This window comes from Sphingomonas sp. Leaf242 (genome assembly GCF_001422045.1).
Taxonomy (GTDB): domain Bacteria; phylum Pseudomonadota; class Alphaproteobacteria; order Sphingomonadales; family Sphingomonadaceae; genus Sphingomonas.
Genome location: NZ_LMLW01000003.1, coordinates 1 through 26236, shown reverse-complemented (window position 1 = coordinate 26236; position 26236 = coordinate 1). Strand labels below are relative to the sequence as shown.

The window sequence follows — 26236 nt, the reverse complement described above, 5'->3', positions numbered from 1 at the left end:
TGCTCATCCTACCGGCTCATGCCACGATCGCGGTCACGCTCGATCGCGACCGACTGCGCCAATTCCTGCCCGATCGACCGGCTCCGCTCCATACTCAACACCAGTTCGGGGGCGCGTCGCTGCAACACGGATTCGAGTTGCGGGTCGCGATGCAGTCCGCCCGCAATGCTCTCCATGCGCTTGCCGATCTTCTCCGCACCCGCGTGGTCGCCGGCACGCTCCATGCTGGCGCGCTCTTCCTTCATAGTCTGCCACTGCTCCATGAACCGGCCCGCGCGCTTCTCCGGATCGATGCGGACCTGGCGCTCCGTCTCCATCGCCTTCGCCGCGCCGCTGGTGTTACCCCTGGCTGCCTGCTCGATCAGCTTGGGATCGCGCGCCAGCGCCGATGCGAGATCACGTGCGGCATAGGCCCGGATCTGGTCGAGCGCATCGCCTGCATTCGCCCAAGCCTGTTCCTGGTGCGCCAACACCGGCAACCCCTTCTCGAGCATTCGGCCGATATCGGCACCGGCGCGCGCATAACGCTCGATCGCCTTGGCCTGCGAGGGCGGAAGCGGGCGGTCGACCGCGTTGCGCTCCGGCGACATCGGCCGCTCCGCTGCCGGTTTCGGCCGGAAGCCGTCGAACATGCCCCGCGTTTTCGCACGGACCTTCTCGACCACCTGGCGCGCGCGTTCCGGGAACCGGATCTCGCGTCGATCGGCGAACGCGCGGGCCTGGTCCTGCTCAGGGACTGCATAGTCGCCGGCCATATCCTTGCCCCGGTCGCGGGACAGGGCGCGGACGAGCTGGCGCTGGTCGGCGAAGTCGTCGCGGCCATAATGGAGCTGCACATCGTCGCGGTGCCGCGACATGCCGACATAGGCGCTGTGGCGGTCCATGCCGGGGGTGGCGAGGATATGCGCGCGACCGACCGTCACGCCCTGCGATTTGTGGAACGTCGCCGCGTAGCCATGATCGACATGGGCGTAATCCTTCAGGTCGAACGCGACGCTGCGCCCGTCATCGAGCCGCACCGCCATGCCCTCGGGCGATACCCGCTCGATCGTCGCCAGCGTACCGTTCTTCACCCTCATGCCGCGCTCGTTGCGCAGGAACATGATGCGGTCGCCGGTCGCGAACTGCCGCTCGCCGCGTTCGGCCTTCACCGTCACGTCGTCGCCGAGGTCGCCGGATGCGCGTAACCGGTCGCGCGCCTCGCCATTGAGGCTCTGCACCTCGGCGTTGGTGTGGGTGAGGATGATCCGGCTCTTGCCCGGCTCGGCCTGACGCGCGCGATCCCAACCGTCCACCAGTTCGCTCCGCGCCTGCTCGCGCGTGTCGGCCGCGTGAACCATGCCCCTGCCGTCATAGGCGTGGATCGCCTCGCCGGTGCGCCCGGTCGCCAGCGCACGCGTGGCGTCACGCTGCCAGTCCTCGCGTGCCGCCTGATCTCGGTGATCTCGGCTGCGCCGTGGCGCTCGGTGACGCTGCGGAACGCAGCGCCCGCCTCGATCGCCTGCAACTGCTCGGGATCGCCGACCATGACGACCTTGGCCCCGGCATCGCGCGCCTGGCTCAACACACGCTCCATCTGGCGCGAACCAATCATACCCGCCTCGTCCACCACCAGCACGTCACGCGGGCCTAGCTGCTCGCGCCCCTGCCCCCATGCGTGTTCGAGACTGGCGATGGTGCGGGACCGGATACCGGACCCGCCCTCAAGATTCTCGGCCGCGATGCCCGACAGCGCCGCACCGCGCACCGTGTAGCCCTGCCCCTCCCATGCCTCACGCGCGACGCCGAGCATCGCCGATTTGCCCGAACCGGCATAGCCGACGACAGACACCAGCCCACTGGCGCCGGTGACATGATCGAAGGCGTCGCGCTGCTCGCCCGACAGGACAAGCCCTCGCCCCTCGGCTGCGCCGATCGCCGCGTCACGATGCCGATCGGCGACACCATGTCCGTCGCGCCCCGCCAGCTCGTCGCTCGCGCGCTCAAGCCGGTTCTCCACCGCGATCATGTCGCGGCTGGTGAACCGCTCTTGGTCGCGGCCGTCCCTCCCCAATGCGACCAGTTCGGGGCTGGCGCGCACCGCCCCCATCACCTGGTCGAACTGCTCCTTGCCATCGCTGTGCCGGAACGCGAACGTCGCAAGGTCGCGGGTGGTGAACGTCGCTTGGCTGCGCGTGATCGCGTCCAGCGCGATTTTGGGATCGGCGATGATCTTCGCGCCGTTATCGCGGGCGATGCGCGTGTGATCCTCGATCCGCTCCGCCTCAAGTCCCTGCTCCGGTCTGCGCGATGCTGCAGGTCCGACCTTGTGCTGCGGCTCCAGCGCGATGCCCTGCGCCTCGTAACTGCGATGGTCGACGCGACCCTCAAGCCCAAGCTCGGCCATGCGCTCGTTGACGTGGGCGCTCCACGCCTCGCGCCAGTCCTTCAAAAGCTCGGTCGAGTTCCAGTCGCGGTTCTTCTTCCCGAAGCCGTCCGGCCCCACGTCGCGCATCGCAAGCATGACATGTGCGTGCGGCTTGGGCGTGCCGTCCTCCGCCTTGTCCCAATGCACATTTAGGTCGGCGACCATGCCGCGGTCGACAAACTCGCGTTTCACGAAATCGCGCGCGAGCGAGATGCCTTGTTCGCGGTTCATCTCGCGTGGAATCGAAAACTCGATCTCCCGGGCGAGTTGCGCGTCCTTGCGTTTCTCCGCTGCCTCAACCTCGTTCCACAGCGTCGTGCGATCCTGCAACCGTTCGGGCGCGCCTTCGGGCAACATCACTTCGGAGTGAACAACGCCGGTCTTGTTCGAGAAGTTGTGATGCCGTTCCAGACGGTTATCGAACAGTTCGGAAGCAGAGCGATACGCAGCCGCAGCAACGGCGCTCGATCCCTTCGCGCGGCTGATGACCTTGGCGGAGAAATGGTAGATCGCCATGACGTCGCGTCTTCTACACTTCTGAGCGCACGTCGGCAACGACGTATAAGCGCGCACTCACAACTCGCTTCGCTCCTAGTGATTGACTTGAGCCCGTTTATGACGTGACAGGCTTCCCTCCACTGATCCGGCACGCTAGATTTATCGTCGACAATCCACTTGGGAATGATCGATGGCTACGAAAGTATATGAAGGCAGCAGTAACAAGGTGCTTGCAACGCTGGATGGAATGAAGCTGAACGAAGGGACCACCAATACCCAGATCGCACGGATCGACGTCAACAAAGTCTATCGTGGCAGCTCGAACACGCAGCTTCTCAGGATCGATGGCGTGAAGGTACTCCAGGGCACGAGCAATACCCAGCTTGCCCGCATCGAAAACGGCAAGGTGTATCGCAGCACGTCCAACACCCAGGTCGCCGCAATCCAAGGTGGCAAGATCACCGAAGGCGCCTCGAATACCGTGCTGGGCCGAATCGACGGACCGCATACGATCGCACAGACAGCGGCGATCCTGCATCTCGTATTCGCACTGATCTGAGCTCTGTCATGCGCAAGGTCAGAGATTACGACGCGGAACTGCGCGCGCTGAACGACAAGGCCCGCTCGCTCAAGGCGAAGCGGATCGAACAACTCGGTCAGCTCGTCACCGCAACCGGAGCCGATGCGCTCGACGCGGAAACCCCTGCCGGCGTCCTGCTAGATGCGATCGGATCGAAGGATGCCGACGCGAAGGAGGCATGGCGCGCAAAGGGCGCTGCCTTTTTTCAGCGGCGCGGGCGTAAAGGTGGCGACGCTGCTGCAATCAACGGACCGGGCGCTGCGATTGAACCGGGCGGCGACGCTGCGGGCGGAAGCGGCGCGACGCCGGGCTGATACGCAGGGCTGGGTCGTGCAACGCCGCGAGCGTACCCGTCACCTGATCGAGCTGGGCGGCCTCGTGCAGAAGGCCGGACTGGTCGATCTCGCCGGTGACGATCGCGCGGCCATCTACGGCGCGCTGCTGGAGCTGGTCGGCAAGGTGCGGAGCAACGATGCCGGAGATACCCTCGCGCTCTGGAAACGGCGGGGCAAACGAGCATTCGATGCGGAAGCGGAAACGACGACATAAGGGGGAATTGCGATGGTGTGGGTTCGCTATGGCATGTGGGATCGATGGCGCGATCTGACGCGATTCCGTCTGGCCTGCGAAATGGCACTGGCGTCCTACCGGACCTATGTGAACGGCTTCCCGATCGCGTCCTCCGCACCGCTGGTCATCACCGATCCCGCCGGCTCCAACTTCAAGTGCGACCTGACCGATTTCACTGCCGTCCTCAACGACGGACAGCAGCTCTACCGGGTACTGTTCCCCTCCTATGTCGCGCTGGTCGAGGATCTCGGCCGCGAACTGGCCGAGACGTTGCATTCCAGCAAGGGCATCCCGCGCACGGCCTTCACCGGCCTTGATGCGGCAGCGCCGATCGATCAAGCGGCCGAACACTGGATCACGGGCATGCCGGTCGAGACATGGGGCGCGACCATCCTGAAGCTGGGCGGCCACAAATGGTCGGACTTCAAGGGCGGGCGCCGCGGCGTGGTGGAGGCGGTCACGATCCGAAACCTCTGCGCACACGGCATCCCGGTCTTCAACCAGCGAGCATTGAACCGCCTCGCCACCGCCTCCACCGCCAGACAGGCGCTGCCGGCGCTGGGCGACCAGATCGTGCTCGATCGCGCCGCTTTCGTCCGTCATGTCGGCGTCCTGCGAGGGTTCGCCCGCTCGATGGCGGACGGCGTCGCGAATATGCCGGACGTACCATGATGGAGCGCACGCCCGGGATGATCGTGGACGGCGATCGCGCGACGATCTACGGCGCGCTGCTGGAACTGGTCGGCAAGGCGCGGAGCGGGACGGTCGACGACACCCTCGCGCTCCGGAAACGACGGGACGGCGCCTTCGATAGCGAAGCGGAAGGGAGCAAGACCGATGCCTGAACTGTCCGACGAAGAACGTATGGCTCGCCAGCAGGCGGTCGATTTCGCCCGTGGCAGCGTGAAACTGTCCGGGGGCGGACTGTCGCCTGAAATCGAGGCGTTGAACCGCCGCTATATCGCCGGTGACCTGTCCAACGCCGGTGTCCTTCAGGTGTTCGGCGTCAACGACCGGGAAAGCGCCCACCTCGTCTCCGATCTGCTCGGGCAGGAGACGGTGGTGTTCGAGACGATGAGCCGGGCGTTCGATGCCGAAGGGTCCGGGATCGGCTTCGGTCAGCAGCATGTCGGCCGCGCGCTGCTCACTCCCGATGAGGTCCGCACGCTCAGTCCCGATCGCCAGCTCCTGTTCCTCGCCGGTCAGCGGCCTATCATCGCCGGCAAGCTGCGCTATTATGCCGATCGCGAGTTTGCCGGGCGGTTTGATCCGGTGTGATTCCACACACCCCTCAGGCGAATAGTGAGTTGGGGTATTGCCTCACCCAGCCCTTTCAACGAGCGCTACGCCGACAGGCACACACCACCTGATCCGCCGGGCTTCTCACGGAAGCTTGCGGCCGTTAGGCCGCTTCTGTGACGGCGATAGCCGGCACGCAATGAACGCGTATTGCCCGAAAGGGCAATTCCGTTTGTCCCTTCTGCTTCGTTTGATGGCGTGCGCCGAAGTTAAGAGATTCTGTTAAATAGGAATCGTTAAGAAGGTTAAGAGGTCCAAAAAGCGGAATCTTCGCTTCATTTTCAGTGGCCTGCTAAACTGCTTGGTGGGTGATACCCCGTGATTCGGTGGGTGATACCCCGACAGCACGGTGGGTGATCCCCCGAAGCAATAGTGGGTGATACCCCGAGTCCGGCAATCCCAAAACTGCCTGCCCATGCCGGTTATCCACAACCTGTCGACTCCTGCGGCCTCAATCTGGGCGCGATGTGGTCGTAGGTCGACTCTGTTCGGTGGGTGAAACCCCGATAGTTAGTCTTGCGGTGGGTGATACCCCGACAGTCAGCGGCGAGCGGCGAGCTTATCCATGCGGGCATCGACTTCCTCGGTGCGTCGGCGATCGGCATCGAAGCGGCTGCGCCGTTCCTCTTCCGCCCGCATTCGTTCGGCGAGCGCCAGCGCCTCGATCTCACCGCGCCGCCGGAACTTTACCGCCGGACTCCTGTCGACTGTCTCGGCCATCTCCATCGCGTAGTCAGGCAGGTGGTCAGCCTCGATCACACGCCGGAGCATGCGATTGAATTCCTTGGGCTGGGCGTCGCTTCCGGTCTTGTCACGTAACACCTCGACCCGGCACAGCCACCCGCCCTGCTGCGCGCCGACATGCTTGCGCGCGATGCGATACAGCGCCCGCTCCAGCCCGCCGGACAGGAGGAAATAGTCGGGGTGCATGGTGAGCAGCGACTTCTCGTTGACGATCCCCTCGTAAACCCAATCGGAAAGGGTCAGCGTCATTCCGCGCGGCTGCTCGGTGTCAGCGTCAGTATCGAACGTCCAGCTGTCCAGCCAGTTGAAGCCGGCCTTTTGCCGGCGCTTCGTCGCCCGGATCGAGGTCGTGATGGATGTGGTCTGAAGCCGTAGCAGCGCGGCTTGCAGCTCCTGATAGTCCCGGCCCCCGGTGCTGCGCTTGATTGCCCGCAACAGGTCGTACGGCGTCGTCCTCAACGTGCGCGGCAGGTCGTTCAGGCCCTGCTGCTTCATGCGATTGAGTGTGGACGCCGCCCATATGAGAATATCGGCATCCCATATCGTCGCCATGCCATAATCGGGGATCGCCTGAACGCGGACCCACGCCTCGCCGTCCGGGCTTTTATACTCGATCGGCTTCAACCGCTTGCGCTTCTGGAGCGAGAAGAACGGCCGCTCCATGACCTCGCGCTGATCGCGAAGCGGAAGGTCACCCAGCGCCGGGATGAACAGGTCGAACTCGGGGTTGGGGTCGCGGCGCTTGCTCATGGCGCGAACTTGGTGTGACCCCGCTTCACCAGATACTGGCGGAGCAGGCGTTCGGTGATGACGGTGAGCGGTTCCCCACCCTCCTCCACGCTGAGTTGACGCAGTGCGCGGTGCATGTCCTCGGGAATGTGAATCAGCACCGGCTTCTTGCCGGGATGACTGCTGCGCCGTGCCTGTCCGCCGCTGGCCGGCGCTTCGGGCGTGCGCCGCGATCGGCGCGGAGACGCTGCCGCGCGTGGTTCGTGCGCGGTGTCAGCGGCGGGAGCCGGTGCCGGCTCCTCGGGCTCGTCATCGAAGATGCCGGCGAGCGCGGAGGGTTTGCGCGCCATCATGCTGCCTCGCTTACTGGCTTAGTCGTAAAGCCGCTTAGTCGCTTAGCCTCTGCGTAGCTGGCGCGCAGCTCGGCAGCCGCCTTGCTGTCAGGCTCCGTCTCGGCCGCGGTGCGCCCCATCGGCGTCGCCTTGTAGAAGTCCTTGCGGTAGTGGAGCCGGCTATCGAACAGCGTCACGCCCTTGGCTGCAAAGCCGGCGCTTGCCTCCTGCCCCTCCCCGCCTTGATGCGGAACCTGCGTAAGGATGACAGCGAACGGCGTGCCGGCCTGCTGCACCTGCTTGACCGTCTGCAAGACCGAATGGACGTCCAGTCCACGCGGCGCGACGGGAATGATGACGAAATCCGCCTGCTCGGCCGCGAGCATGGCAATGTCTTTGGAGTTCGCCGGCGTGTCGATGATGATAAGGTCGATTTTGCCGCTGCTGCGCCCCCGCGAGACGTGAAGCGGCAGCCCGGCAACGCTGCTGTCTTTCACCGTCACGTCGTCGTCGCCGCGACGCTCCGACCAGTAGAGGGCCGATCCCTGCCGGTCGTCGGCATCAAGGATCACGACGGACGCCCCTTCCCTCGCCGCCTCGACCGCAAAGCCGGTCGACAGCGTGGTCTTGGACTGCCCGCCCTTCTGCGCGATGATCGCCCAAACCTGCATAGCTGCTACTCCCTACTAAGCGGCTAAGCGACTTATGCCGCTTAGCCGCTTAGTCGTAAAGTGGCTTAGTCATCGGCCTCGGGATCGTCGTCGCCGCGGAGTGGATCGTGACGCATAGCGCCGTGCCCCTCGGCCGGACATAGCGGCGCTCCGACTTCCTCCAGCCATTTGCGGGCGGTCCTCACGGTGTAGCCGCACGTTGCACATTCGCATTTGAGCAACCGTGCCGCCTGCTTCCTAGGCCGCGTCGTCTCGCTACCGGTGTCGAGCCGGGCATGGGGGAGGGGGCCTGCGGCCACGATGATGGGAGCAATCGCCGCGAGGAAGGCATCGCCCGGCGTGGTTGCAGTCATCTTCCCGACCAGCCCAAGTCCTACAGCAACCCGTTTAAACGCTTTCCCATGCCCCGCCGGTATACCGACTGCGGCGTGGACCAACTCATGCGCGAGAATCGCTGCGATCTGCGCCGGCATGGCGTCAGGGGCGTGCGCTAGGTCGGGCCGAATAAAGATTTCGAAATGGCCGTCACCGCTGCAACGGTTGTCCCAGCACTCACCGATTGCGCGGCCTCGCGCGCCGCGGCTGGTGAAGCCGATCGCGACGCGTACGCGGGAGGGCAGGGGGGCGTCCAATGCCTCAAAGAGCGGTACCATGCCGATCGCCACCCGGTTCAGCCAGCTCTCGCGATCATCGCGGTCCATGTCCCGTTTTCCTTCCTTGCATCGCCCTCGGGCGATGGCCCTTGGCCATCGGCCCTGCCTCGTGGCGAACAGCGGAGGGTGAGGGGGCAGCGGGAATCTGCCGGGTTGGTGCGGGCGCACGGAGCGAAGCGGAGGAGCCACGGCCCGGCTGATTGCCGTTGCTGGGAAAGGGGGGGCGGCGCTCCCCTTTCCCTTCCCGGCAGACCTACGCCGCCGGCGTTGCCGGCGTCTGTCGTTGGGCGTGCCCGCGCACGCCCGCGCGAGCGATCGTTACCCGCATAGGGCGAGACCCTGCAAGCGGCTCGATCGGAGCGAAGCGGAGATAGAGCGAGATCCGGGACGGACGCGCAATTCTGCTTATTGGCTTATTGGCTTATTGGCTTATTCGTTTAGTAGCTTAGTAGCTTATTCAGTGAGCGTCAGAGCAGGGCACTAGATCGTCCAACGACCCGTTTCATGTCGTCGCCAAAGACCGAAAGCGGTCGGTACAGGTCTGTTCCGTTGATGTTGACAGCGTGACGCGCATCGCCCGCTGCCAAAACGTGGTTTATCACTGCCGCGTGGGTCATATCGGGCATATAGATCGCCGAGAAACCCATACGCTTGTAAAGGCTCATCCTGGAGCTGGTCCAGAACTCCTCCGGCTCCTTGAAGAAGCCGAAACCGACGCCTTCGATCGAATTGGCGGAATACAACAGCCTCTCGCGCGCGACCTCACTCTTGATCGATATCACCAGGTTGGTCGGGGCGCAGGGTATCAGAATATCGCCCAGCGCCTGCAAGGATGCCATCTTGCCGCTATTCATGAGAACATGGCCCGGCATTTCCCAGACCGGCCATCCCGAAGCGTCGGTGAACATGGCAGGAATACCGCAGCTGGTCAGAACCTCGCTGCAAAGCGATTCCATGATCGCCCCGCCAGCTCCGCACGGCATAACCGGACCCGGGTTAAAGCCTGGCCCCTTATGCGGATGCTGTATGAGGAAGGCGTCATGCACATTTGCTGACGTGATAGGCGTGCCAAGGGTAAGCTCGCAGAAGTGAACAATGGCCCTTGCGGACGCGGGTATCTTGATCTGATTGTAGAGGCAGGGGCACACCCTCAGAAGCCGATCAAACGCTGCCTTGGGCATAGGTATCTGCTGCGCCTGCCACGGGGATAGCAGGTTCAGCACCGGACTTGCCGGCATTGTAGGGCCGGTGGAAAAATGCGTGTTCAGCCACGTCGCCGCCGCGGCTCTGGTCCCGGCCTGCAAGCCAAGGGCAGGATTATCGACTAACTGCTGCCAACTCAGCGGGTTTGGTGCGGCCGGGCAATGAGGGTGAAGACAAAGCACGCCGGACGTTAGCGAACGACCTCGCCGCAGTTAAGGGGACGATGGCGCGACGACGTAGTGCCGATCGTCCGTCCGCGCGCGGTACACTACCAGCTCGGCGCTGCGATCCTCTTCGGCCGCAACCTGAAACCACGTCGGGCTTGCCCCCGGATCGAGCGGCTGGAAGTCCGGTGATGCGGAAAGCAGAATCATCATATCGTCGGGGAGGGGGGCAAGACGCGTCTCTGCGGACGAAAGCAGCCGACCCATGAACGGCACTACGTCATGGCCAGCCCGGACAGCCGCCAGCACCGTCTCAAGTTCGCGTGTCAGCTCCGTCACGCCGCCCTCATGCCATGCATTATAATCCCCCGATTCCCAGCGGGCCCACGTCGCCTATACCCGCACGATAGTTTCGTCCACGTCGATACAGGGGCCGTGCACCCACTGGAGTCGAACGTTCCTTTGTGGGCGAAGGCTGACGTGGGCTTGTCGCGGAAATGCTAAGTTTCAGACGTCTCGAATGTTGCCACTTTTGCGACACTGGCATGGTGCCAAGTCGTGTACTGCAAGGGGCTTTTCCTGGCGAGCTACCCGCTAGATGCTTTCTCGAAAACGATCGAGTTTCGGGAATGGCCGGGTTGGTGGACAGCGGAATGGCCGCTTTCAGAAACGACGCAGTTAGCTGTGCCCATTGGATCTCCAGTCGTCGACATTCAAGCGCTCGGCGCCTGCCGCCCCCCGGAACTTGCCACCCCCAAGAAACACGCTTTTCCTCCCGCCTCGCCCGCGTACTTTCTGTGTCGCAAAAGGTGCAATCCCAGACCGGCCGGAAGCCGGCCCATGTCCTAGGCCGCGCGGCGTTTAGAGCCGGCGAGGCGTGGGTGCAGTTTGGTGCACTTCCGGGGGTGCCGGGTGCAGCCTGTGGGGAGTGGCGGTCGAGGGGCGTTTGGGCAAGGCCCCGGGACCCCAGCCGCACTGGCACCCCGGCCCCGCGTGTCGGATCGATCCCCTCACCCCGGCCGACCCGTCGTAGCCCGCATCGTGGCTCTTTCGTCTCGTTACCCCAAATACCGCGCAAGAACCCCCGCCTCGCCCGCGAGCTTTTTAGGTGGCTTTGGATGCAGTTCGCGGATCTCCTGCAGCCCGGCAAAAACCTAGCCCTTGTGAGCGTTCTCGAGCGCCTCGGATGGATGCAGATTGCTGCACCTACATGCAGATATTCGACATCGCGCCGACGTGCCGTCGCCGCCGCCTTTGATGTCATGAGGTCGCGCCGGAATTGACCGCATCTGTCGCGTTGGGCGACCGCGCTCTCCCGTCAGGCCATCCTACCACACGGGAAAACCCTAATCTCCCTAACCTGACCGGCGTCTGCCGCCTAAGCGCCTGCGATAGCGAGATATATTGATTAGGTTCCGACCCTCACCAGGCCTAACCTTTTCAAGCCGAAAACCTAATCCCATTGAAAACAAACGATTTTTCAAGCCGGGATTATCAGGGTCATTGGTTATAATCTGATTATAGTAATGTTAGGGAAAAGGTTGGGCCATAAACCGCAGAAATCCGCCGATGTCAGGGAGGTTAGGGTTTTCCCGCCCCCTACTTTATATTCTGCAAGCCGCTGGCCTATTCGTGCTTTCGAGTATGGAACGCCACCAGATCGCCGAGAGAGAATGGTCGCGAGACGTGCAGTGGAGCGCAGACGCATTAGCAAAACTTCGCGGCATTGAACGAAGCTAGACCCCACATTTGCCAAAGCCAAATGTCGGTCACTCCGGGGTACTCAGCACAGACGTGTCGCGTAAATGCTAAGTTTTGCGACAGTCAGGTGAGCGATGGTTCTCCAAGGCTGGCAGTGTCGCGAAAGTCGGTTGCTAAAGACCGGCCTTTCGATGCACATTTGCGACATGCTTATTGGCTATGCGCGCGTCTCAACCGACGATCAGGATCTGCGGCTGCAACGCGCAGCGCTAAAGGACGCCGGCTGCCGCCGCACGTTCGAGGAGAAAGTGTCAGGCGCGAAGCGCGACCGGCCCGAGTTGGGGAAGATGATCGAGCAGCTTCGCGAGGAGGACACGATCGTGGTGACGCGGCTCGATCGGCTCGCACGATCGACAAGGGATCTTCTCGATATCGCCGAGAGGCTGAAGGAGGTCGGGGCAGGCCTCCGGTCATTGGCCGAGCCTTGGGCGGACACGACCTCGCCCGCCGGCCGTATGGTACTGACGGTATTCGCCGGCATCGCCGAGTTCGAGCGCGAGCTGATCCAACAGCGCACCAGCAGCGGCCGGGTAGCCGCAAAGGCAAGGGGGGTCCGCTTCGGCCGCCCCCCGAAACTCACCCCCGATCAGATCGCGCTTGGGCATCGCTTGGTCGGGGAGGGCACGTCCGTCCGGGAAGCCGCCAAGCTGCTCAAGTGCCACCATGCCACCCTCTATCGGGTGCTTTCGGGCACCTCCGCTAATTTTTGATACGCAACGCGAAGGCCTCTTCAAGCCAGCAATGCCATAATAAGGGCCTATTAAGATCTATATTAGTATGCCATCAACCTCTCTCTAGTGGGTTGGAGGCGATTATGACGGTATGGGAATTGGAACACCGTATCTATGAGAAAGAGGAGGTCAGGATCGTAATCAGGACCCCCTCTGGTAACGATCTGGGTTCGTATAACTATCAAAGAGCGGCGCCAGGAACGATGTCGGTCACAGAGTGGCTACGCGGTAGGGTGTATGGCCTGACTGACGATCTGGAAGTGGTGGTGGTCGATGGCAACGGTGCCGTTCCACATGGACGAACCCGCATGTCTACCCTTCGCGCCAGCTACGAACGATAACGACCCCGCAACCGCGGCATTCAACCCTTGGCAAGTGGAGGGGGCGGGGTCAGACTGCGATGCGCCTGAGCCGGGCGCAGGTTATGAATGGGCAAAAGCCACTGATGGCAAATGACTGGTCGGATATTTTTGACAATTACGGCCTGAAGCGCGTTACGGCGACCGACAGGTCAAAGGGCGCCTATCTGCCCACGAAAGAGCAACAGGCAGCGCTGGCGGCGGCAGGACACCTTCCGGGAAACGCAGAAGATCATAATCTCATTGGGCTGGAAGTGCTGGGAGAAGAGCATCTTCCTCTTGCCACATCTTATTATGGTTCGCGACGAGAGGGTTCTGGCCGTGATCCTGAAATAAGGATGGGTCGCGGCATTGTGTCGTGGTCCGATGAAGGCGATGAGCTGGTCATCGGTAATATAGGCTCGCGGGTTTATGTTGCCAAAGCGAGCGAGGTGGCGCCCGATCAGGTTGCAGTGGCCGGCAGGAGCCCTACCGACCAAGCCATCGCGGTCCCGTCCAGTCCGGCGCCCGCTTCCAATCAAATGCCCGCTTCCGACCAGAGCATTCAGTTTCGTCCGCGCGCGCGCATAATCCGGACGATAGGCGACCAGCTTATCAGCGGTCCCGAAGCTGCCGTGATCGAACTGGTCAAGAATGCCTATGACGCCGACGCCTCCCGGGTCGTCGTGAAGTTCATCCCGCCGCTGCAACCTGGTGCCGGTCGCATCACCGTGACGGATGACGGGCACGGCATGACGGTTTCTGACATCCAAGACAAATGGATGGAACCCGCAACCTCCTCGAAAACGGCCAATCGCCGATCGCCCCGGAAAAACAGGGTCATGCTCGGCTCAAAGGGTATCGGTCGCTTCGCCGCCGCCAAGCTGGGCCGGATTATGGAGCTGACGACGATCAGCGAACGGGCCGGCGAACGGATCGAGGTGCTGATCCCACGCATCGACTGGTCGGTCTTCAACGGGGACACCTACCTGTCCGATATCCGGATCGATTTCCTGTCCCAGCCAACGACCGGGGCAACAGGTACGACCATCGAGATCGTGGGGTTAAACGAGGCGTGGTCCGCTGCGAAAATGTCGCGGCTGTTGCTGGAATTGCGAAAGCTCATCTCGCCGATTCACACCGCTGGTGAGGACGAGGGATTCAGGATTTATCTCGACATCTCCGATTGTACCGACGCCACCTGCGGTTTTGACGGGCTGGCCCTGATGGGGACGGCCGAAGTCCCATCGGACGATCCTCTGTCCGTGTTTGAGGTCATACCCTTCCCCCTGCTGACCGCGTGTGACTACGAAGTCGACGGCCATTTCGACGATGCCGGCACGTTCCACGGCACGATGCAGATCAAGCGGGCCAATCAGGGGCCGGAGGCGATACGGCTACAGGTGCCGCTCAGGCAGGACGAGGAAAGCTGCGGGCAGGTCGATGTCCGCTTCTACGTTTTCGATCGCGAAACCGATATCATCAAGGCGACCATGCAGAAGGCGGGCATGGGGGACGTCACGGCCAAGCAGGCCCGGCAGATTCTGGACGAGGTCGCCGGGATCGCCATCTATCGGGACGGCTTTCGTATCCGGCCCTACGGCGATGCTGCCAACGACTGGCTGACCCTTGATACCCGAAGGGTCCAGGATCCATCGCTGCGGATCGGCCAGAACCAGATCGCCGGATATCTCAGCGTCGAGACGCAGGAAACGTCCTCGCTGATCGAGAAGAGCAGCCGAGAGGGCTTCGAGCAGAACGCTGCTTTCGTACGCCTTGCGCGCCTTATCCGCGAACTTCTGGCGCAGGTGGTCGAGCCACGGCGGCAGCGGTTCCGCGAAGATGCCGGCATCGCCCGCCGCAACACGACGTCGTTCGAGGAAATCCGGAAGCTCGGCGAACTCAACAAGATACGCGCGCTGGTAAAGGGCTTGCCCGAAGGGGAGCGCGAACACGCGCTGGCGGTGATCGACGAGCAGGAAGCGTCACTCCGCGACAGGATCGCCCAGATAGAGGAACGCCAGCGTGTGCTCGAAGCCAAATCGTCGCTCGGCGCGATCATCGGCGAAGTACTGCACGAAGGCGGTCCTCACGCCAACTATGTCGCCCAGACGGGCGCATGGCTCGTTCGCAGCTACAGCGCGCTGTTCACCAACGGCCCGCGATCGGACGACATAAAGAGGCAATATCCCGATAAGCTGGGTCTTGTCGCGGAGAGCGGGGAAAAGCTGCGTGGCCTGATCGCGAGCCTGCGCCCCCTGTCCGGCGGCAAGCGCCCTCCGCCGTCTATCTTCAATCCGGTAAACGTCGTCAGAGACGCCGCGGCGGTCTTCGACAGCCACAACATTCCCGTGACGTTCCTCAACCCGGAGAAGGTCAGTGAGGCCATCGGGTACAAAGGGGATCTCAGCACCGCCATCGTCAATCTGGTCGGCAATGCCGTTCACTGGCTGGAACAGACCCGTACCGCACAGCCGGCCATCACAATCTCGATGGCCAAGGCCGGTGACGATCTTCTCGTGCTGATCGAGGACAACGGCCCCGGCGTGCCTGACGAGTTCATCGACCAGATTTTCGAGGTGGGCTTCACGCTCAAGGACGAGGGCACCGGCTGGGGTCTTAACATTGCGCGCGAGGCACTGGCACGCTCCGACGCCTCGCTGGGCTATGATCGCGAATTCACGGGAGGAGCGCGGTTCGTGATCCGCTTCCCGGCGTACAGGGAGAAGCAGGGTGGGAGATAAGCGAGTCCTGTTCGTCGAGGACAAGCCGCAGCAACGGGATCTGTTCAGGACGGTCGTCGATGACTGGAATCACGAACACGAAGCGGAGGGGCGCAGGTTCATCGTCCAGACCTGCGACGACTTTCCCTCAGCGAAGGAGGCGCTGGCGAATTACAGGTTCGATTGTGCGCTGTTCGATCTCCGCCTGCCCGACCCGGATGGTGGACCGCGCGAGAAGCCGTCCGGCAACGAGCTGGCCCGGATCGGCCTGCACGAGAACGGCATTCCGGTCGGTATCATCACGGGCCTGCGTGACGATCTGGCCGACGAGTTGGATGAATCCGATACGGTCCGCATCTTCGACAAGGGCGATGGCGATTCCTATGCCAATGCAATCGCTTGGTTCGCGGGCCTGTGGGACATGATGGAGGCGCTGGCTGCCGCCAGGAAGCACATGCAGGGTCTCGCCGCAGACGTGTTCGTCAGGCGCATGTGGCCGCAATGGGGTACGATATCCGCCGCCGCAGGCGACGATGGCGGCAAGCTCGTCCGGATCGTCACACGCCAGTACGTCAACCTCATGGGCGAGTTGCTTGGTCTGGAGCAGGGAGGCGGGTGGCACCCGTTCGAGTGCTATATCAGCCCATCCCTCGAACCCGAACGCGCCCAGACCGGTGACATTTTCGAGCTGGAGGGCGGCCACTGGGTTGTTTTGACACCCCAGTGCGACATGGCGACCGGCAAAACGAAAAACGTGCTGCTCGCCTTCTGTGATCCCGACTGCCTCTCCGAGTGGGATGCCAACGTCGCAAAGCTGCGCGAAGCAACGCCGGAACAGGTCGACAAGCGGAGCAGCTATTTCCGCAATCTCATCAACCAGAAGGAGCCAGCGTGCCACTTCCTGCCGGCCCTTCCCGGCGGGAACCAGCCGCTTATGGTGCAGTTCACGAAGCTGATGACGAAGCCGCTGGCCGAGGTGACCGCGAGCCTCGGCAATCGCAAGGCATCGGTATCAGCGCCGTTCCTAGGCAACCTGACCCAGCGATTTGGTGCCTATATCAGCCGGACGGGTCAGCCGAACATCGACGTGAAGCACTTTATGTAGTCGGGTGGTCGGCTGGACGGCCAAACGGGACTTTGTATATGCGGTCACCGCGCGAGAGCGATTATTTCAGGGCACGCGGGTTCAGCGTTTATTACGTCGCGAATGCCGTATTCAATATCGTCTCATCTCCGATGCTCTACGCGCGCGGCATCGAGGACATTCTGGGAGACATGCGCGCCGAGAGCCTGATGAGGCCGTTCCAGCGATACACCAACCTGCATTCGCTCATCCACGATATTGCTCTTGATGTCGTCACGGATGAGATCGACAGCGACATCGGAGAGGCCGTATTGATACGGCGGTTCTTTGAAATCTTCGATGTAGCGTTTGATGATGACGTGCTTGCCGATGAGGAATCTTTCTGGACGTTCGCGAACGAGAGCGAAAGATTCTATCGAGCTATAGATGAGCTGTCCGACGAGGTCTTCCACATCCTGTTCGCGGATCTCATTTTCCTGCAAAGGTTCAATGCTCTTTGTGCCGGATACATTGAGCAATCCGGCTTTGGAGAGGATCACCGGACCTCGACCGGCACCCTGCGGCGCGTGAACATTCCCGTCTGGGCGCGCCGGGCAGTGTTTCACCGGGATCATGGTGAGTGCCGCTCATGCAAGCGGAGCCTCGCTGCCGTTATCAACCGGCTGGAGACAGAACGATACGACCACATAGTGCCGCTGGCGCGGTTCGGGCCGAATGACGTAACGAACCTTCAGCTGCTCTGCGAGCCGTGTAACTCGGCCAAGTCGGCGCGGCAGGAGGCAGTTTCCAGCCTCTACCCACGCGCGTTCAGTCAATAGGCAGGATCAGACGCCGATCCCGAGGAGGCGGACGTCACCGATGAAACTTTCCAACGACTGGAGGTGAGGGCGCACATCCTTGGGAAACGCATCGGCCAGTCCGGCCGGCACCACAAGCTGCACGCCTGCATTCGTCATCTCGCGAAACTGCGTTTCTGACACGCCTTCCTGCAACGTCAGCAGGTGCTTCATCGGGATGCGATCGGCCTCATTCAGGATTTGCCGCCAGCGGTCGCGGCACGTCGTCTTCACCGCCAGCATCCGCAACCGGTCGGCCGGGAAGGCGGGATCACGGTAGGAAGCGACAGACGGGAACAGGAAGTCGGGCGTCTTCCCGTCCTCGGAAACCGGCTGGTGCACGAAGTGGGTGCCCTCGACCAGCCGCTCCTCGAGGAAGATCGCGCGGGCGTGCAGCTCCAGCGAATGCCCGGACCTGGCCTTGCGACGCTGGAGGATGGTCTGCGCGCGGGCGATGAAGCCGTCGATATTCGTGAAACCCGCCATGATGTGCGGCAGCTCGATCGCCTGCTCCACGCTGCGGAATATCTCATACTCGCATTCCCGGCGGCGGATCAGCCGGCGATCGGGATCGAGGCTGCTGTCGTCGCGCAGCTCGACCGCCTTGCGGATGATATCGGCACCCGTGGGGAACTTCAGCCGCCACGCATCGGGTATCTCGTCATCACCCAGCCAGCAGCTCGTCCGCACGACGGGCCGGGCATCGGCCGGGAACAGGCCACCCTGCGCCGGGGGCCACAGCAACCACTTGCCGGGTTCGACCGGCCCGACGCGATCCTCGACCAGATCCTCTTCGGTTTCATGCCGGCATACCCAGACATGGCATTCGGGCACCGCTGCCGGATCGGCCGCGGCAAACGCGAACACCGTCAGGGCACCGGTGCTTTCCGGATCGAGGAGTGCGGAAGCGCCGCCCCCGAAGTTTGTCACCCGCGTCTCGTCACGGCCGCGCTTCGCTGTCGTGTCGTGATAGTGGTTGTTGTACCAGACCGCCCGGACCTGCCGGTGATCGGCATGGGAATCCACGTAAAGATTGAACCACACGTCCGGGTTCTTCACGTCCTGCCGGTTGAGGGCAGGCAGCACCCGGAACAGGATCTGACGTGGAATATAGGGTCCGGCCTGATGACTCCCGTTCGCCAGCGTGTCGTTTCCCGACAGCCGCTTCACGTACCATGTGAAACCTGGCCCGCCATGCTCGTCCAGCCATTCGAGAAGATCACCCACCGGCACGTACCGTCCCCCTGATCTCACCGGCGCGTTCGCCGGAACGGAGCCAGTCAGCCGCCAGCGGTACCACGCGATCGATACCGAGCCGCCCGGTGCCCTTCAGCGAGCATTCCCAGATTTTCAGCACGCGCCAGCCCGCATGGTCAAGCGCCACCTCCACCTCGGCGTCGCGTTCCTGGTTGCGGCCGATCTTCTGCCGCCAAAAATCCTGCCGCGTGCCGGGCCAGCGGAACAGCGGGCAGTCATGCCCGTGCCAGAAGCAGCCGTGTACTAGGATCGCGGCTTGCCAGCGCGGCAGTACCATGTCCGGCTTGCCGGGCAGGCGGCGATCGTGAAGCACAAATCGAAAACCGAGCGCGTGAAGGCCACGCCGCACGACCAGCTCGGGCTTTGTGTCCTTCCCTCTGATCCCTGCCATCATCCGGCTGCGAGTCGCCGCGTCGACTACATCACCCGGCAAGGGCCATGATCCGCTCCGGCTGCTCCGGTTCCGCATTCGCGCCATCGACCAGCCACGGCATCATGTGCGCGGCGACGGCCTTTACCACCGGTACGACGACGGCGTTGCCAAACTGGCGATAGGCCTGGGTGTCGGACACGGGGATGATGAAGTCCCGGCCGCCGGGTTCGTCGAACCCCATCAGCCGGGCGCACTCGCGCGGTGTAAGCCGGCGCGGGTTCTTGCCCTTCTGCTCGACGAGGATCTCCGATCCGTCCTTGTAGTAGCGCGCCGATAGGGTGCGGGCGATATCACCGCGGCCGACCAACCCGAACCCGAACCCGTTGCCGGCAGCCTTATGCTTGGCCGCATATCCTTGGAGGTAGCGCCACAGGTGATCGGTCAGCGTGTACTTTTCCGACACCGACGCGATATTGCCGCGGGTATAGGGCGCGTCCAGCTCCTCGGTGCCGTCCTCCGGATGCAGGATGGTGCCCAGCCGCGGCCCGGCGAACGGATCGGGCAGTTCCAGATCGGCGAAGGTAAAATCATTCGGGTCGCGGAAACCGACGATGAAGATGCGCTCGCGCTGCTGGGGCACGAACGACTTGGAGTTGATGACCTTCCAGTGGACCTGATAGCCCAGCTCCTCGGTCAACGTGCGGTGGATGACCTCGAACGTCCGGCCCTTGTCGTGGTTGACCAGATTCTTGACGTTCTCCAGCAGGAACGCCCGCGGCCGGTGATGCTGGATGATCTTGGCGACGTTGAAAAACAGCGTGCCCTGCGTCTCATCGAGGAAGCCGTGCGGCCTGTTCAGCGCGTTCTTCTTCGACACCCCTGCGATCGAGAAGGGCTGACACGGAAAGCCCGCTAGCAAAAGGTCGTGCGCCGGGATGCTTTCCACCGGCACCTTGGTGATGTCGCCGGCGACCTCATGATCGCACTCATAATTCGCGAGATAGGTTGCCTGCGAATATTTATCCCATTCGCTGGTAAAAACGCATTCGCCCATTTCTTCGAAGCCGCGGCGCAGGCCACCGATGCCGGCAAACAGGTCGATGAACCGAAATTTTCCTGCACCCGCTGCCGCCTGCCGGTGATCGGCGATCAGCGTGTCCAGCATCCGCACTGCCGCCTTGCGGGGCGGGGCCTCACCACGTTCCCAGCGATAGACGGTACGCCGGGAGAAGCCCGAGCTGGCCGCAAAGGCATCGATGCTGACACCGGCGCTGGTACGGAGACGGGAAAAGTCGGAAATGGATTGTCGCACGGGCACCTCTGGGACGATTTGTGCCACCTTGTCTCTAAGATTCCCTAGTAACAAGAACAAAAGGAGGCTGGCATAAGCGGTTCGTCGCTTTTTGACTGGGGCAGGCCAACTCGTGGCCACTGGCATTCACCCCAACGTCATACTTGTAGTTGTACCGGTAGGCGTACATATAGGTAGAGAGATGGAGGCAAAAATGCAGGTACTTACGTACACCGATGCAAGGGCCAACCTGAAGGATGTGATGGAACAGGTCGTGGAAGACCACGAGGAAGTCGTGGTAACGCGGAAAAACGGAAAACCGGTCGTGATGGTGTCGCTCGATGCCTGGAACTCGATCCGCGAAACGATGCACCTGTTGTCCACGCCTGCAAACGCGCGCGCGCTGCGGGAATCGATCGCACAGCTCGATGCCGGCAGGGGTGTCGAGCGTGAACTGATCGAGATGGCCGAAGCGTGAAGCTCGTCTTCTCGGACCTTGGCTGGGAGCAATACCAGCACTGGATCAACGCTGATCCCAAGGTTTTTGCAAAGCTGAACGATCTGATAAACGAATGCCGGCGCAGCCCTTTCAAGGGCAGGGGAAAGCCCGAACCCCTGAAAGGCGATCTCGCTGGCTGGTGGTCACGCCGCCTGACAGAGGATGATCGCCTCGTTTATCGCGTATCCGGCAAAGTGCCTGACCAGCAGCTCGAGGTAGCCCAGTGCCGCTTCCACTACTGACCCGTCAGAGGGCAGGTGCAGCCATGTACAAATCACCTGTACGGGCACGATATACTACCAGTTCAGCCGCGTCGTTACCGCTGGCGAACTGGAGCCAGACCGGTCCTTCGCCCGGATCAGGTTGCCGGTAATCCGGCGCGCCCTCCAGCACCGCCTGCATCTCTGCGGGCATAACGCAGAGATGCATCCCGGTCGCCGGGTACAGGCGCGTCATGAAAGGCAGGGTGTCGTGCCCGCTCCTGAGCCGGCCGATAACTGAGGTCAACTCGTCATCGTCATTAGTCGATCGCATTCTCAGAGCTTGTCCTTCAGGCCCTTCGCAGGCGTGAACGCCACCTTCTTCGACGCCGCGATCGTAATCGCGTCGCCCGTCGCCGGGTTACGGCCCTGACGCTCGGGACGATCCTTGACGGCAAACTTGCCGAAGCCGGGAATGGAGACCTCCTCTCCCTTTGCGGCCGCACCCGCAATCTGGTCGAAGACCGCGGTGATCGCTGCCTTGGCACTGGCCTCGTTCGTGCCGGTCACAACCGCCACACCCTTCGCAAGCTCACCGATATTCATGCAGATGGTCCCTTTTTAAAAAAAGGCAGACCTTAGCCGGACCCGGCGCCGACACAAACAGGCCTGTCGGGGACGCATACGGAGCTGGAAGAAAGGTAGACCCAAACATCGATTGGGCTTCGGTTGGACCACAGGATGAAGAACGTCGAAAGCGCACTCAGCCATGATGCAGCCTTCCAAAGCACGTTGGTCGAAGAAGGTTTCGAGTCCTTCCTCAGCAAGGACTGACAGGCCAGCCAGGCTCCACGAGCCGTCAACCTGCCGCCTCTATCGGATGCGTACGCTTCTGCCACGTTGACCGCCGCGGTGAATTCGGCGGTTTGCCGCGGCGCTGCGGAAAACGCTTCTCGGGCACGCGGTATAGGCTTTGGCGATGCCATTCTGAAAACGCTGAACGGGGCAAAAATGACCGGCCGAACGCGAACCCCTCCACCCGACCGGCGAGGTCTTTGCTTTCATGACAGCCGAGGACAGACACCCACAGAAAGGTTCGATAGGGCTAGCGATCCTTTCTGTGGTTCGATCTGGCAGGAGTCGAGTAAAGAACAGCTTACAAAGACATCGCCGGGCGAGCGCTCTGCATTGCCGCACCCACTGCGGCTTCACACGCCGCGATTCCGATATCCTCACCAGTCGCATCAATCTGACGACCGATGCCCCCTGGATTCACTAGGTTATATTCAACGATAAACGGATAGGCGACGTCAATCCCAGCATAATGGATTCCGTAGGTCGCAAGCTCACGCCCTATCTCTACGCACAGTTCACGTGCTTCAGGCGATATGTTTAGAGCGCCTAGTGCCCCACCTGTGGTAATATTACCTCTGAACTCATTACCTGTAGCCGTTTTTTTGTAACCACCTACAATCTTTCCACCAGCTATAATAACGCGGTTCTCTCTCTCTTGCATACCCGGTATAAATTTTTGAAGTATAGTGTATTTCTCTGCTCGACCCCAACCCTCCCGAGTATACATTTCGTATTTCTGATAGATATTACCAGTCGCAGACTGAATGAGCGAACCACAGTTCGGATCACTCTCCTTAATCATGTAAACATCGATACCGCACCCAGAATTTGCCGGCTTGAGTACCCACGTGCTCCCAGGCTCCCGCGCAACGATATCTGATACAATCTCTTGATTAAGAAGGAGATTAGTTGGTGCAAAGTGTTTACTCGCCTCAAGACCAAGTACACCGATTTTGTTGTTAAGAAAAAACATTGAAGATGGCCGATTAACGAAAGGTACACGTCGTTCAAGCACCCAAAGGATTTGAAAGAATTCACGCTCACGCGAAGGATGAGCATAGTCTAGAATCCAGATCAGATCGAAGTCCTCACAGGAGGTGACAACCTCCATAGCAACATGCCTGTCGCCAATCACACCGCCGGTGAATATTCCGGCCTTTACATGGATAACGTTGTCAAACATCATAAGAGTATCAACATCACCAAGTGTTACCTCGTGACCGAGTTCGATAAGCGAACGTGGAACGTAAAAGTTATTAACCGGTTTATATTGATCCGTTTGGATAGTGAGGATGAGTATTTTCATAACAAGCTCCCATAAGTCTTTAGTTGTCTAAGAGGATAGTTTAATGACGTACCGGCTAATACCACATGGGCATGACGGTCGGCGGACGATCGGACATCAAGGCGGTCACCTATATTCCGAAGAATTTCCACTTCCTTGACATCTTTGATTTTAGCAATCTGCTTTTTCCAAGCGCTATCGGTATCCTGCCATATACTAAGATCAAAAAAGGTAATCGCAGCCTCAAGGCCTGATGGATTAGTAGAAGGAACGACGTTGTTATTATAAGATCTAAAAAGTATCTCAAAGGCACTCATTCCGATCGTCCAGTGCATCAAGTCCGAGATACGATCGCCACCGACTCGGCCATGGGCCTCGACAAGACGTGGTTCACCATCCTGCAGAATAAACTCGATGTGCGACAGACCGTATTGATAGTCTGCGGCATTCAAGACAATCTCCGCAGCTGAAAAAAGTTTAGCAGTTTCGACACCGGATATATAAGCCGGCTGCCTTTGGCCAACCTCCACTACCCCGGTGCTGCCTCCTAACTTCTTTGCAGTAACGACTAGAGGATGATGCTTTCCATTCCAGCTGATAGTCTCCACAGAGAACTCAGGTCCACAGAAGTACTCTTCCAATAAAAGTACAATATTCGGATTCATATCCGGGATTTCGGATTCATCTTTTATGATCACGACGCCGCGACTGCCCGATCCATCTAATGGCTTAAGTACGATACCCTTCGGGAATTCCTTAAGTAGATGCCTTATTTGGTGCTTATTCTCAACGCGTTCAAAGCGGCCGTTTAGACTAGATTCTACCCCCAGCCGCGCCCTCAGGGCTAGCTTGTCCCGCATTAACTCTAACGATGTGAATGAAGCGAATCTGTTATTACCAAGGCTCAATCCGACGTTAACAAGTGCTGCCACTTGTGACGTATCGTCGCCAAGTCCTATGCAAATGCATTCCGGATCACCGTGCTTTACTCCATCGGCAATCAAAGCACGCGTCACTTGGAGCGGATTCAATTGATCGCTGACCTCAATATAGCGTTCAGTTAATGGTAGCTTTTCAAGTATGCTTTGTGGTCCCACTGGAACCACTACTACTCCTGCTTTTTTTGCCGCCTCAATAACGGCGGCCCGCGAAGAAAGTGTGTACACGATCATAGCGCCATCTCCTGCCGGCCAAGTAATACTGCAACAAGAATTCCTGTTAGTGCCAAAGGTATCCCGAACAACACAATACCAACCGTATTTTGAGATAAGGCGATAATCGCACCGCCAATTGGTGCACCGATCAGTAATGCAACACCAGCGACCGATGCATTCAGGCCGAACGCCTGAGACAAACCATGTTTATTAGTCGATATTCGTGTCGTCACCTCATCTAACGTTGGACTTACTAGCATTTCACCAACACTAAATAACGTTATAAATAGTACGACTGAAACCGGGCCGGGGGACATTACAAGAGGCAAAAAGCAAAAGAGCAATATAGCGAAGCCAGTCGCAAGTATTTGGCTGGACCGTAGTTTACTTAATAATTTTACTACTAAAAGATATTGGAATGATATTATTAGGCCAGCGTTTGCTGTGTATAACCATGTAGACGCAACTGGTGTTTGAAATGCCCTCAAAGCTATAAATGGGACGACTAGGGGCCATAATGCGTATAAGGACCAATAGCTGAATACGCCGATCACCAAAAGAATGTATGATCTATCGCCGATCATCCTGAACGTCGCTATATGCTCATTGACTGATGTCAATTCCGGTTCATGAAACCGGATCAAGCAGATTAAGAAGGCGATCAAGAGATACGATGCTAGAGAGGCAATTATTATGTTACCAAATGCATTAGTTAAAAACAAAGATCCCCCTATTGATGGGCCTATGAACGCCCCGATATTCACCATCATTGAACGAAGTGTCACAGTCCGCCTCGACGTCGATGATCTCATCAACTCAGTCTTGATAGCCAAGCCAGTCGCACTGCTCCCGATGCTCGCAAGAGTTGCCGCTGCCATATACACTGCCGATTCAACGTGGAAGGCAAACACCAAGAGTCCGGCGCCGCGGAATATCAATCCGGTGACAGCTAAGCGCTTTGATCCCCACTTTGCATTGGCACGCCCAATAACGGTGGCTGATATCTGTCCAACCCCTGAAAGTAGTCCTAATATCACACCTATATGAAAGACATTCTCGCCGCGGCGAATTAGCTCCAATGTAAGTAGTGGGTAAAGCATGAATGTGGTCACACCGGACATGACGACCACCGCTAAGAGTGTTCGTTCAGAGCGAATGGTAATCACTCAATTGTAAACCTGATGGCACTTGCAGCAGCGATAGCTCGGTCTTGAGCGATTGCCGGTGAGGGACCAGTTGCATAGACATGACCCAGACGGGCTCGCCAAGACGTTAAGTCGGTAATATCGGCGCCACGATGCTTTGATGCGAGCCACGTAGGCCTGCCGGGATAAGACGATAGCATTGTCGTCCCATCAATAGATTCAAGCCGTCCTGTTCGGTTAGCATAGATTGTGACGTGACTATGGCCGCCCGATATTTCCCGGCGCTTTGGCAATTCGTTCGGAATGACACATAATGCGTCCGCAACGGCTAAAGCATACGGATCGTAGTTGGTGCAACAGTCAATTGCGGGTGTTATTAGTGCTCCCGCTAATCGACTATTTATTTCGACTAACTGAAAGCCCTTTTTTGTTTCAATAAATTCGATATGCGCGAGTCCGAGATTATAATCTAGATCTTCGACGATTTTCCTCGACCAATTCTTCACTAGTTTTTCCCACGGGGATCCAGCCTCATGTGGAAAGGTCTTGACCCTCTCAAGAAAAAGCGGGGGATCAGTCATAATCCGATTTGTGACGCCAAAGAACCGGAATGACTGTCCATCACTCCACAGTTCGGCAGAATATAAAGGCCCTCTATGGAACGGCTCAGAAATATAGTCATCCGCATTAGCGAACGAATCTAGGAGTCGTTTGCTTTCCTCTGCGCTATCAACGAAATGGATTCCCATCGATCCGGTACCACTGCGGGGCTTGATTATACGTGGGTACTTGGGTTTATCAGCTAATTCGATTGATCGGGTCTGCTTCTGAACCCATTCCTTATCGCGCAGCAG

General features: G+C 60.1%; 27 protein-coding genes and 1 pseudogene. 12 read left to right on the top strand and 16 right to left on the bottom strand.

Annotated elements, in window-relative coordinates; genetic code table 11:
* Positions 1–8 precede the first annotated feature (8 nt).
* Positions 9–2923, bottom strand: a pseudogene (gene traA / locus ASF09_RS04405) (Ti-type conjugative transfer relaxase TraA).
* Positions 2924–3095: 172 nt separating this feature from the next.
* Here traA and ASF09_RS04400 point away from each other — a divergent pair.
* The 6 genes from ASF09_RS04400 to ASF09_RS04380 are packed head-to-tail and all read left to right on the top strand — an operon-like array spanning position 3096 to position 5333.
* Complete coding sequence (locus ASF09_RS04400; RefSeq protein WP_060525097.1) at positions 3096–3464, top strand: hypothetical protein; 369 nt, start codon at positions 3096–3098, stop codon at positions 3462–3464.
* Positions 3465–3472: 8 nt separating this feature from the next.
* Positions 3473–3799 (top strand): conjugal transfer protein TraD, encoded by a 327-nt coding sequence (locus tag ASF09_RS04395; RefSeq protein ID WP_060525095.1) that lies wholly within the window; start codon positions 3473–3475, stop codon positions 3797–3799.
* A 16-nt stretch (positions 3800–3815) separates the two neighbouring features.
* Complete coding sequence (locus ASF09_RS04390; protein ID WP_060525117.1) at positions 3816–4034, top strand: conjugal transfer protein TraD; 219 nt, start codon at positions 3816–3818, stop codon at positions 4032–4034.
* 12 nt (positions 4035–4046) lie between these two features.
* Positions 4047–4727 carry a hypothetical protein gene (locus ASF09_RS04385; RefSeq protein WP_060525093.1) on the top strand — a complete coding sequence of 227 codons (681 nt, stop codon included), beginning with the start codon at positions 4047–4049 and terminating at the stop codon, positions 4725–4727.
* The gene (locus ASF09_RS20115; RefSeq protein WP_156359208.1) at positions 4724–4900 is read left to right on the top strand and encodes a conjugal transfer protein TraD; all 177 of its coding nucleotides are present in this window, start codon (positions 4724–4726) and stop codon (positions 4898–4900) included. Before ASF09_RS04385 ends, ASF09_RS20115 begins: the two co-directional genes overlap by 4 nt.
* Positions 4893–5333 carry an antitoxin VbhA family protein gene (locus tag ASF09_RS04380; RefSeq protein ID WP_060525085.1) on the top strand — a complete coding sequence of 147 codons (441 nt, stop codon included), beginning with the start codon at positions 4893–4895 and terminating at the stop codon, positions 5331–5333. Before ASF09_RS20115 ends, ASF09_RS04380 begins: the two co-directional genes overlap by 8 nt.
* A 561-nt stretch (positions 5334–5894) precedes the next feature.
* Here ASF09_RS04380 and ASF09_RS04375 read toward each other — a convergent pair.
* The 6 genes from ASF09_RS04375 to ASF09_RS04350 form a co-directional block, all read right to left on the bottom strand.
* Complete coding sequence (locus ASF09_RS04375; RefSeq protein ID WP_060525083.1) at positions 5895–6848, bottom strand: replication initiator protein A; 954 nt, start codon at positions 6846–6848, stop codon at positions 5895–5897.
* Positions 6845–7180 (bottom strand): hypothetical protein, encoded by a 336-nt coding sequence (locus ASF09_RS04370; RefSeq protein ID WP_235529604.1) that lies wholly within the window; start codon positions 7178–7180, stop codon positions 6845–6847. The genes ASF09_RS04375 and ASF09_RS04370 overlap by 4 nt, the downstream gene beginning before the upstream one ends.
* The gene (locus ASF09_RS04365) at positions 7177–7830 is read right to left on the bottom strand and encodes a ParA family protein (RefSeq protein ID WP_060525079.1); all 654 of its coding nucleotides are present in this window, start codon (positions 7828–7830) and stop codon (positions 7177–7179) included. Before ASF09_RS04365 ends, ASF09_RS04370 begins: the two co-directional genes overlap by 4 nt.
* Positions 7831–7895: 65 nt before the next feature.
* Positions 7896–8531 carry a hypothetical protein gene (locus ASF09_RS04360; RefSeq protein ID WP_060525077.1) on the bottom strand — a complete coding sequence of 212 codons (636 nt, stop codon included), beginning with the start codon at positions 8529–8531 and terminating at the stop codon, positions 7896–7898.
* A gap of 419 nt (positions 8532–8950) precedes the next feature.
* Complete coding sequence (locus ASF09_RS04355; RefSeq protein ID WP_156359207.1) at positions 8951–9721, bottom strand: hypothetical protein; 771 nt, start codon at positions 9719–9721, stop codon at positions 8951–8953.
* A gap of 177 nt (positions 9722–9898) precedes the next feature.
* Entirely contained in the window at positions 9899–10189 is a 291-nt protein-coding gene (locus ASF09_RS04350) for a hypothetical protein (protein WP_060525073.1), read from the bottom strand.
* 1568 nt (positions 10190–11757) lie between these two features.
* Here ASF09_RS04350 and ASF09_RS04345 point away from each other — a divergent pair.
* The 4 genes from ASF09_RS04345 (at position 11758) to ASF09_RS04325 (ending at position 17305) form a co-directional block, all read left to right on the top strand.
* Positions 11758–12321, top strand: a complete 564-nt coding sequence (locus ASF09_RS04345; RefSeq protein WP_060525116.1) for a recombinase family protein — start codon at positions 11758–11760, stop codon at positions 12319–12321.
* A 466-nt stretch (positions 12322–12787) separates the two neighbouring features.
* Positions 12788–15424: a sensor histidine kinase gene (locus ASF09_RS04335; RefSeq protein ID WP_162237223.1), complete on the top strand. Its 2637-nt coding sequence runs from the start codon at positions 12788–12790 to the stop codon at positions 15422–15424.
* The gene (locus tag ASF09_RS04330; RefSeq protein ID WP_060525067.1) at positions 15414–16508 is read left to right on the top strand and encodes a response regulator; all 1095 of its coding nucleotides are present in this window, start codon (positions 15414–15416) and stop codon (positions 16506–16508) included. The genes ASF09_RS04335 and ASF09_RS04330 overlap by 11 nt, the downstream gene beginning before the upstream one ends.
* A 38-nt stretch (positions 16509–16546) precedes the next feature.
* Entirely contained in the window at positions 16547–17305 is a 759-nt protein-coding gene (locus ASF09_RS04325) for an HNH endonuclease (protein WP_082444068.1), read from the top strand.
* A 6-nt stretch (positions 17306–17311) separates the two neighbouring features.
* Here the strand turns inward: ASF09_RS04325 and ASF09_RS19610 are convergent, their stop codons facing one another.
* From ASF09_RS19610 to dcm, 3 genes are read right to left on the bottom strand one after another with little or no spacing between them, the layout of a single operon-like run.
* Positions 17312–18550, bottom strand: a complete 1239-nt coding sequence (locus tag ASF09_RS19610; protein ID WP_200912517.1) for a type II restriction endonuclease — start codon at positions 18548–18550, stop codon at positions 17312–17314.
* Positions 18543–19013, bottom strand: coding sequence for a very short patch repair endonuclease (locus ASF09_RS04315; RefSeq protein WP_235529603.1), 471 nt, complete (start codon positions 19011–19013; stop codon positions 18543–18545). The genes ASF09_RS19610 and ASF09_RS04315 overlap by 8 nt, the downstream gene beginning before the upstream one ends.
* Positions 19003–20391: a DNA (cytosine-5-)-methyltransferase gene (dcm, locus tag ASF09_RS04310; protein WP_200912516.1), complete on the bottom strand. Its 1389-nt coding sequence runs from the start codon at positions 20389–20391 to the stop codon at positions 19003–19005. The genes ASF09_RS04315 and dcm overlap by 11 nt, the downstream gene beginning before the upstream one ends.
* A 67-nt stretch (positions 20392–20458) precedes the next feature.
* Here dcm and ASF09_RS04305 point away from each other — a divergent pair, with 67 nt between their 5' ends.
* Together ASF09_RS04305 and ASF09_RS04300 are read left to right on the top strand one after the other, a co-directional pair.
* On the top strand, positions 20459–20722 hold the full coding sequence (locus ASF09_RS04305) for a type II toxin-antitoxin system Phd/YefM family antitoxin (RefSeq protein WP_060525063.1): 264 nt from the start codon (positions 20459–20461) through the stop codon (positions 20720–20722).
* A complete protein-coding gene (locus ASF09_RS04300) occupies positions 20719–20985 on the top strand; it encodes a Txe/YoeB family addiction module toxin (protein WP_060525061.1) in 267 nt (88 codons plus the stop codon). The genes ASF09_RS04305 and ASF09_RS04300 overlap by 4 nt, the downstream gene beginning before the upstream one ends.
* Positions 20986–20989: 4 nt before the next feature.
* Here the strand turns inward: ASF09_RS04300 and ASF09_RS04295 are convergent, their stop codons facing one another.
* From ASF09_RS04295 to ASF09_RS19590, 6 genes are all read right to left on the bottom strand, one after another.
* Complete coding sequence (locus tag ASF09_RS04295; protein WP_156359206.1) at positions 20990–21199, bottom strand: hypothetical protein; 210 nt, start codon at positions 21197–21199, stop codon at positions 20990–20992.
* 80 nt (positions 21200–21279) lie between these two features.
* On the bottom strand, positions 21280–21549 hold the full coding sequence (locus ASF09_RS04290; protein WP_060525057.1) for an HU family DNA-binding protein: 270 nt from the start codon (positions 21547–21549) through the stop codon (positions 21280–21282).
* 550 nt (positions 21550–22099) lie between these two features.
* Positions 22100–23104, bottom strand: a complete 1005-nt coding sequence (locus ASF09_RS19605; RefSeq protein WP_082444065.1) for an ATP-grasp domain-containing protein — start codon at positions 23102–23104, stop codon at positions 22100–22102.
* The gene (locus ASF09_RS19600) at positions 23101–24255 is read right to left on the bottom strand and encodes an ATP-grasp domain-containing protein (RefSeq protein ID WP_082444064.1); all 1155 of its coding nucleotides are present in this window, start codon (positions 24253–24255) and stop codon (positions 23101–23103) included. Before ASF09_RS19600 ends, ASF09_RS19605 begins: the two co-directional genes overlap by 4 nt.
* Complete coding sequence (locus ASF09_RS19595) at positions 24252–25367, bottom strand: MFS transporter (protein WP_268795605.1); 1116 nt, start codon at positions 25365–25367, stop codon at positions 24252–24254. Before ASF09_RS19595 ends, ASF09_RS19600 begins: the two co-directional genes overlap by 4 nt.
* 32 nt (positions 25368–25399) lie before the next feature.
* On the bottom strand, positions 25400–26236 hold an 837-nt coding region (locus ASF09_RS19590), incomplete at its 5' end, for an ATP-grasp domain-containing protein (protein ID WP_162237222.1).

What these genes read in the sequence shown, in the direction of transcription:
- dcm (WP_200912516.1), bottom strand. Translation starts at nt 20,391, where the DNA reads ATGCCAGTGGCCACGAGTTGGCCTGCCCCAGTCAAAAAGCGACGAACC.
- ASF09_RS19600 (WP_082444064.1), bottom strand. Translation starts at nt 24,255, where the DNA reads ATGATCGTGTACACACTTTCTTCGCGGGCCGCCGTTATTGAGGCGGCA.
- ASF09_RS04375 (WP_060525083.1), bottom strand. Translation starts at nt 6,848, where the DNA reads ATGAGCAAGCGCCGCGACCCCAACCCCGAGTTCGACCTGTTCATCCCG.
- ASF09_RS04395 (WP_060525095.1), top strand. Translation starts at nt 3,473, where the DNA reads ATGCGCAAGGTCAGAGATTACGACGCGGAACTGCGCGCGCTGAACGAC.
- ASF09_RS04385 (WP_060525093.1), top strand. Translation starts at nt 4,047, where the DNA reads ATGGTGTGGGTTCGCTATGGCATGTGGGATCGATGGCGCGATCTGACG.
- ASF09_RS04290 (WP_060525057.1), bottom strand. Translation starts at nt 21,549, where the DNA reads ATGAATATCGGTGAGCTTGCGAAGGGTGTGGCGGTTGTGACCGGCACG.
- ASF09_RS04295 (WP_156359206.1), bottom strand. Translation starts at nt 21,199, where the DNA reads ATGACGCGCCTGTACCCGGCGACCGGGATGCATCTCTGCGTTATGCCC.
- ASF09_RS04325 (WP_082444068.1), top strand. Translation starts at nt 16,547, where the DNA reads ATGCGGTCACCGCGCGAGAGCGATTATTTCAGGGCACGCGGGTTCAGC.
- ASF09_RS04335 (WP_162237223.1), top strand. Translation starts at nt 12,788, where the DNA reads ATGGCAAATGACTGGTCGGATATTTTTGACAATTACGGCCTGAAGCGC.
- ASF09_RS04360 (WP_060525077.1), bottom strand. Translation starts at nt 8,531, where the DNA reads ATGGACCGCGATGATCGCGAGAGCTGGCTGAACCGGGTGGCGATCGGC.
- ASF09_RS04345 (WP_060525116.1), top strand. Translation starts at nt 11,758, where the DNA reads ATGCTTATTGGCTATGCGCGCGTCTCAACCGACGATCAGGATCTGCGG.
- ASF09_RS19605 (WP_082444065.1), bottom strand. Translation starts at nt 23,104, where the DNA reads ATGAAAATACTCATCCTCACTATCCAAACGGATCAATATAAACCGGTT.
- ASF09_RS04370 (WP_235529604.1), bottom strand. Translation starts at nt 7,180, where the DNA reads ATGATGGCGCGCAAACCCTCCGCGCTCGCCGGCATCTTCGATGACGAG.
- ASF09_RS20115 (WP_156359208.1), top strand. Translation starts at nt 4,724, where the DNA reads ATGATGGAGCGCACGCCCGGGATGATCGTGGACGGCGATCGCGCGACG.
- ASF09_RS04380 (WP_060525085.1), top strand. Translation starts at nt 4,893, where the DNA reads ATGCCTGAACTGTCCGACGAAGAACGTATGGCTCGCCAGCAGGCGGTC.
- ASF09_RS04355 (WP_156359207.1), bottom strand. Translation starts at nt 9,721, where the DNA reads ATGCCGGCAAGTCCGGTGCTGAACCTGCTATCCCCGTGGCAGGCGCAG.
- ASF09_RS04365 (WP_060525079.1), bottom strand. Translation starts at nt 7,830, where the DNA reads ATGCAGGTTTGGGCGATCATCGCGCAGAAGGGCGGGCAGTCCAAGACC.
- ASF09_RS04400 (WP_060525097.1), top strand. Translation starts at nt 3,096, where the DNA reads ATGGCTACGAAAGTATATGAAGGCAGCAGTAACAAGGTGCTTGCAACG.
- ASF09_RS04305 (WP_060525063.1), top strand. Translation starts at nt 20,459, where the DNA reads ATGCAGGTACTTACGTACACCGATGCAAGGGCCAACCTGAAGGATGTG.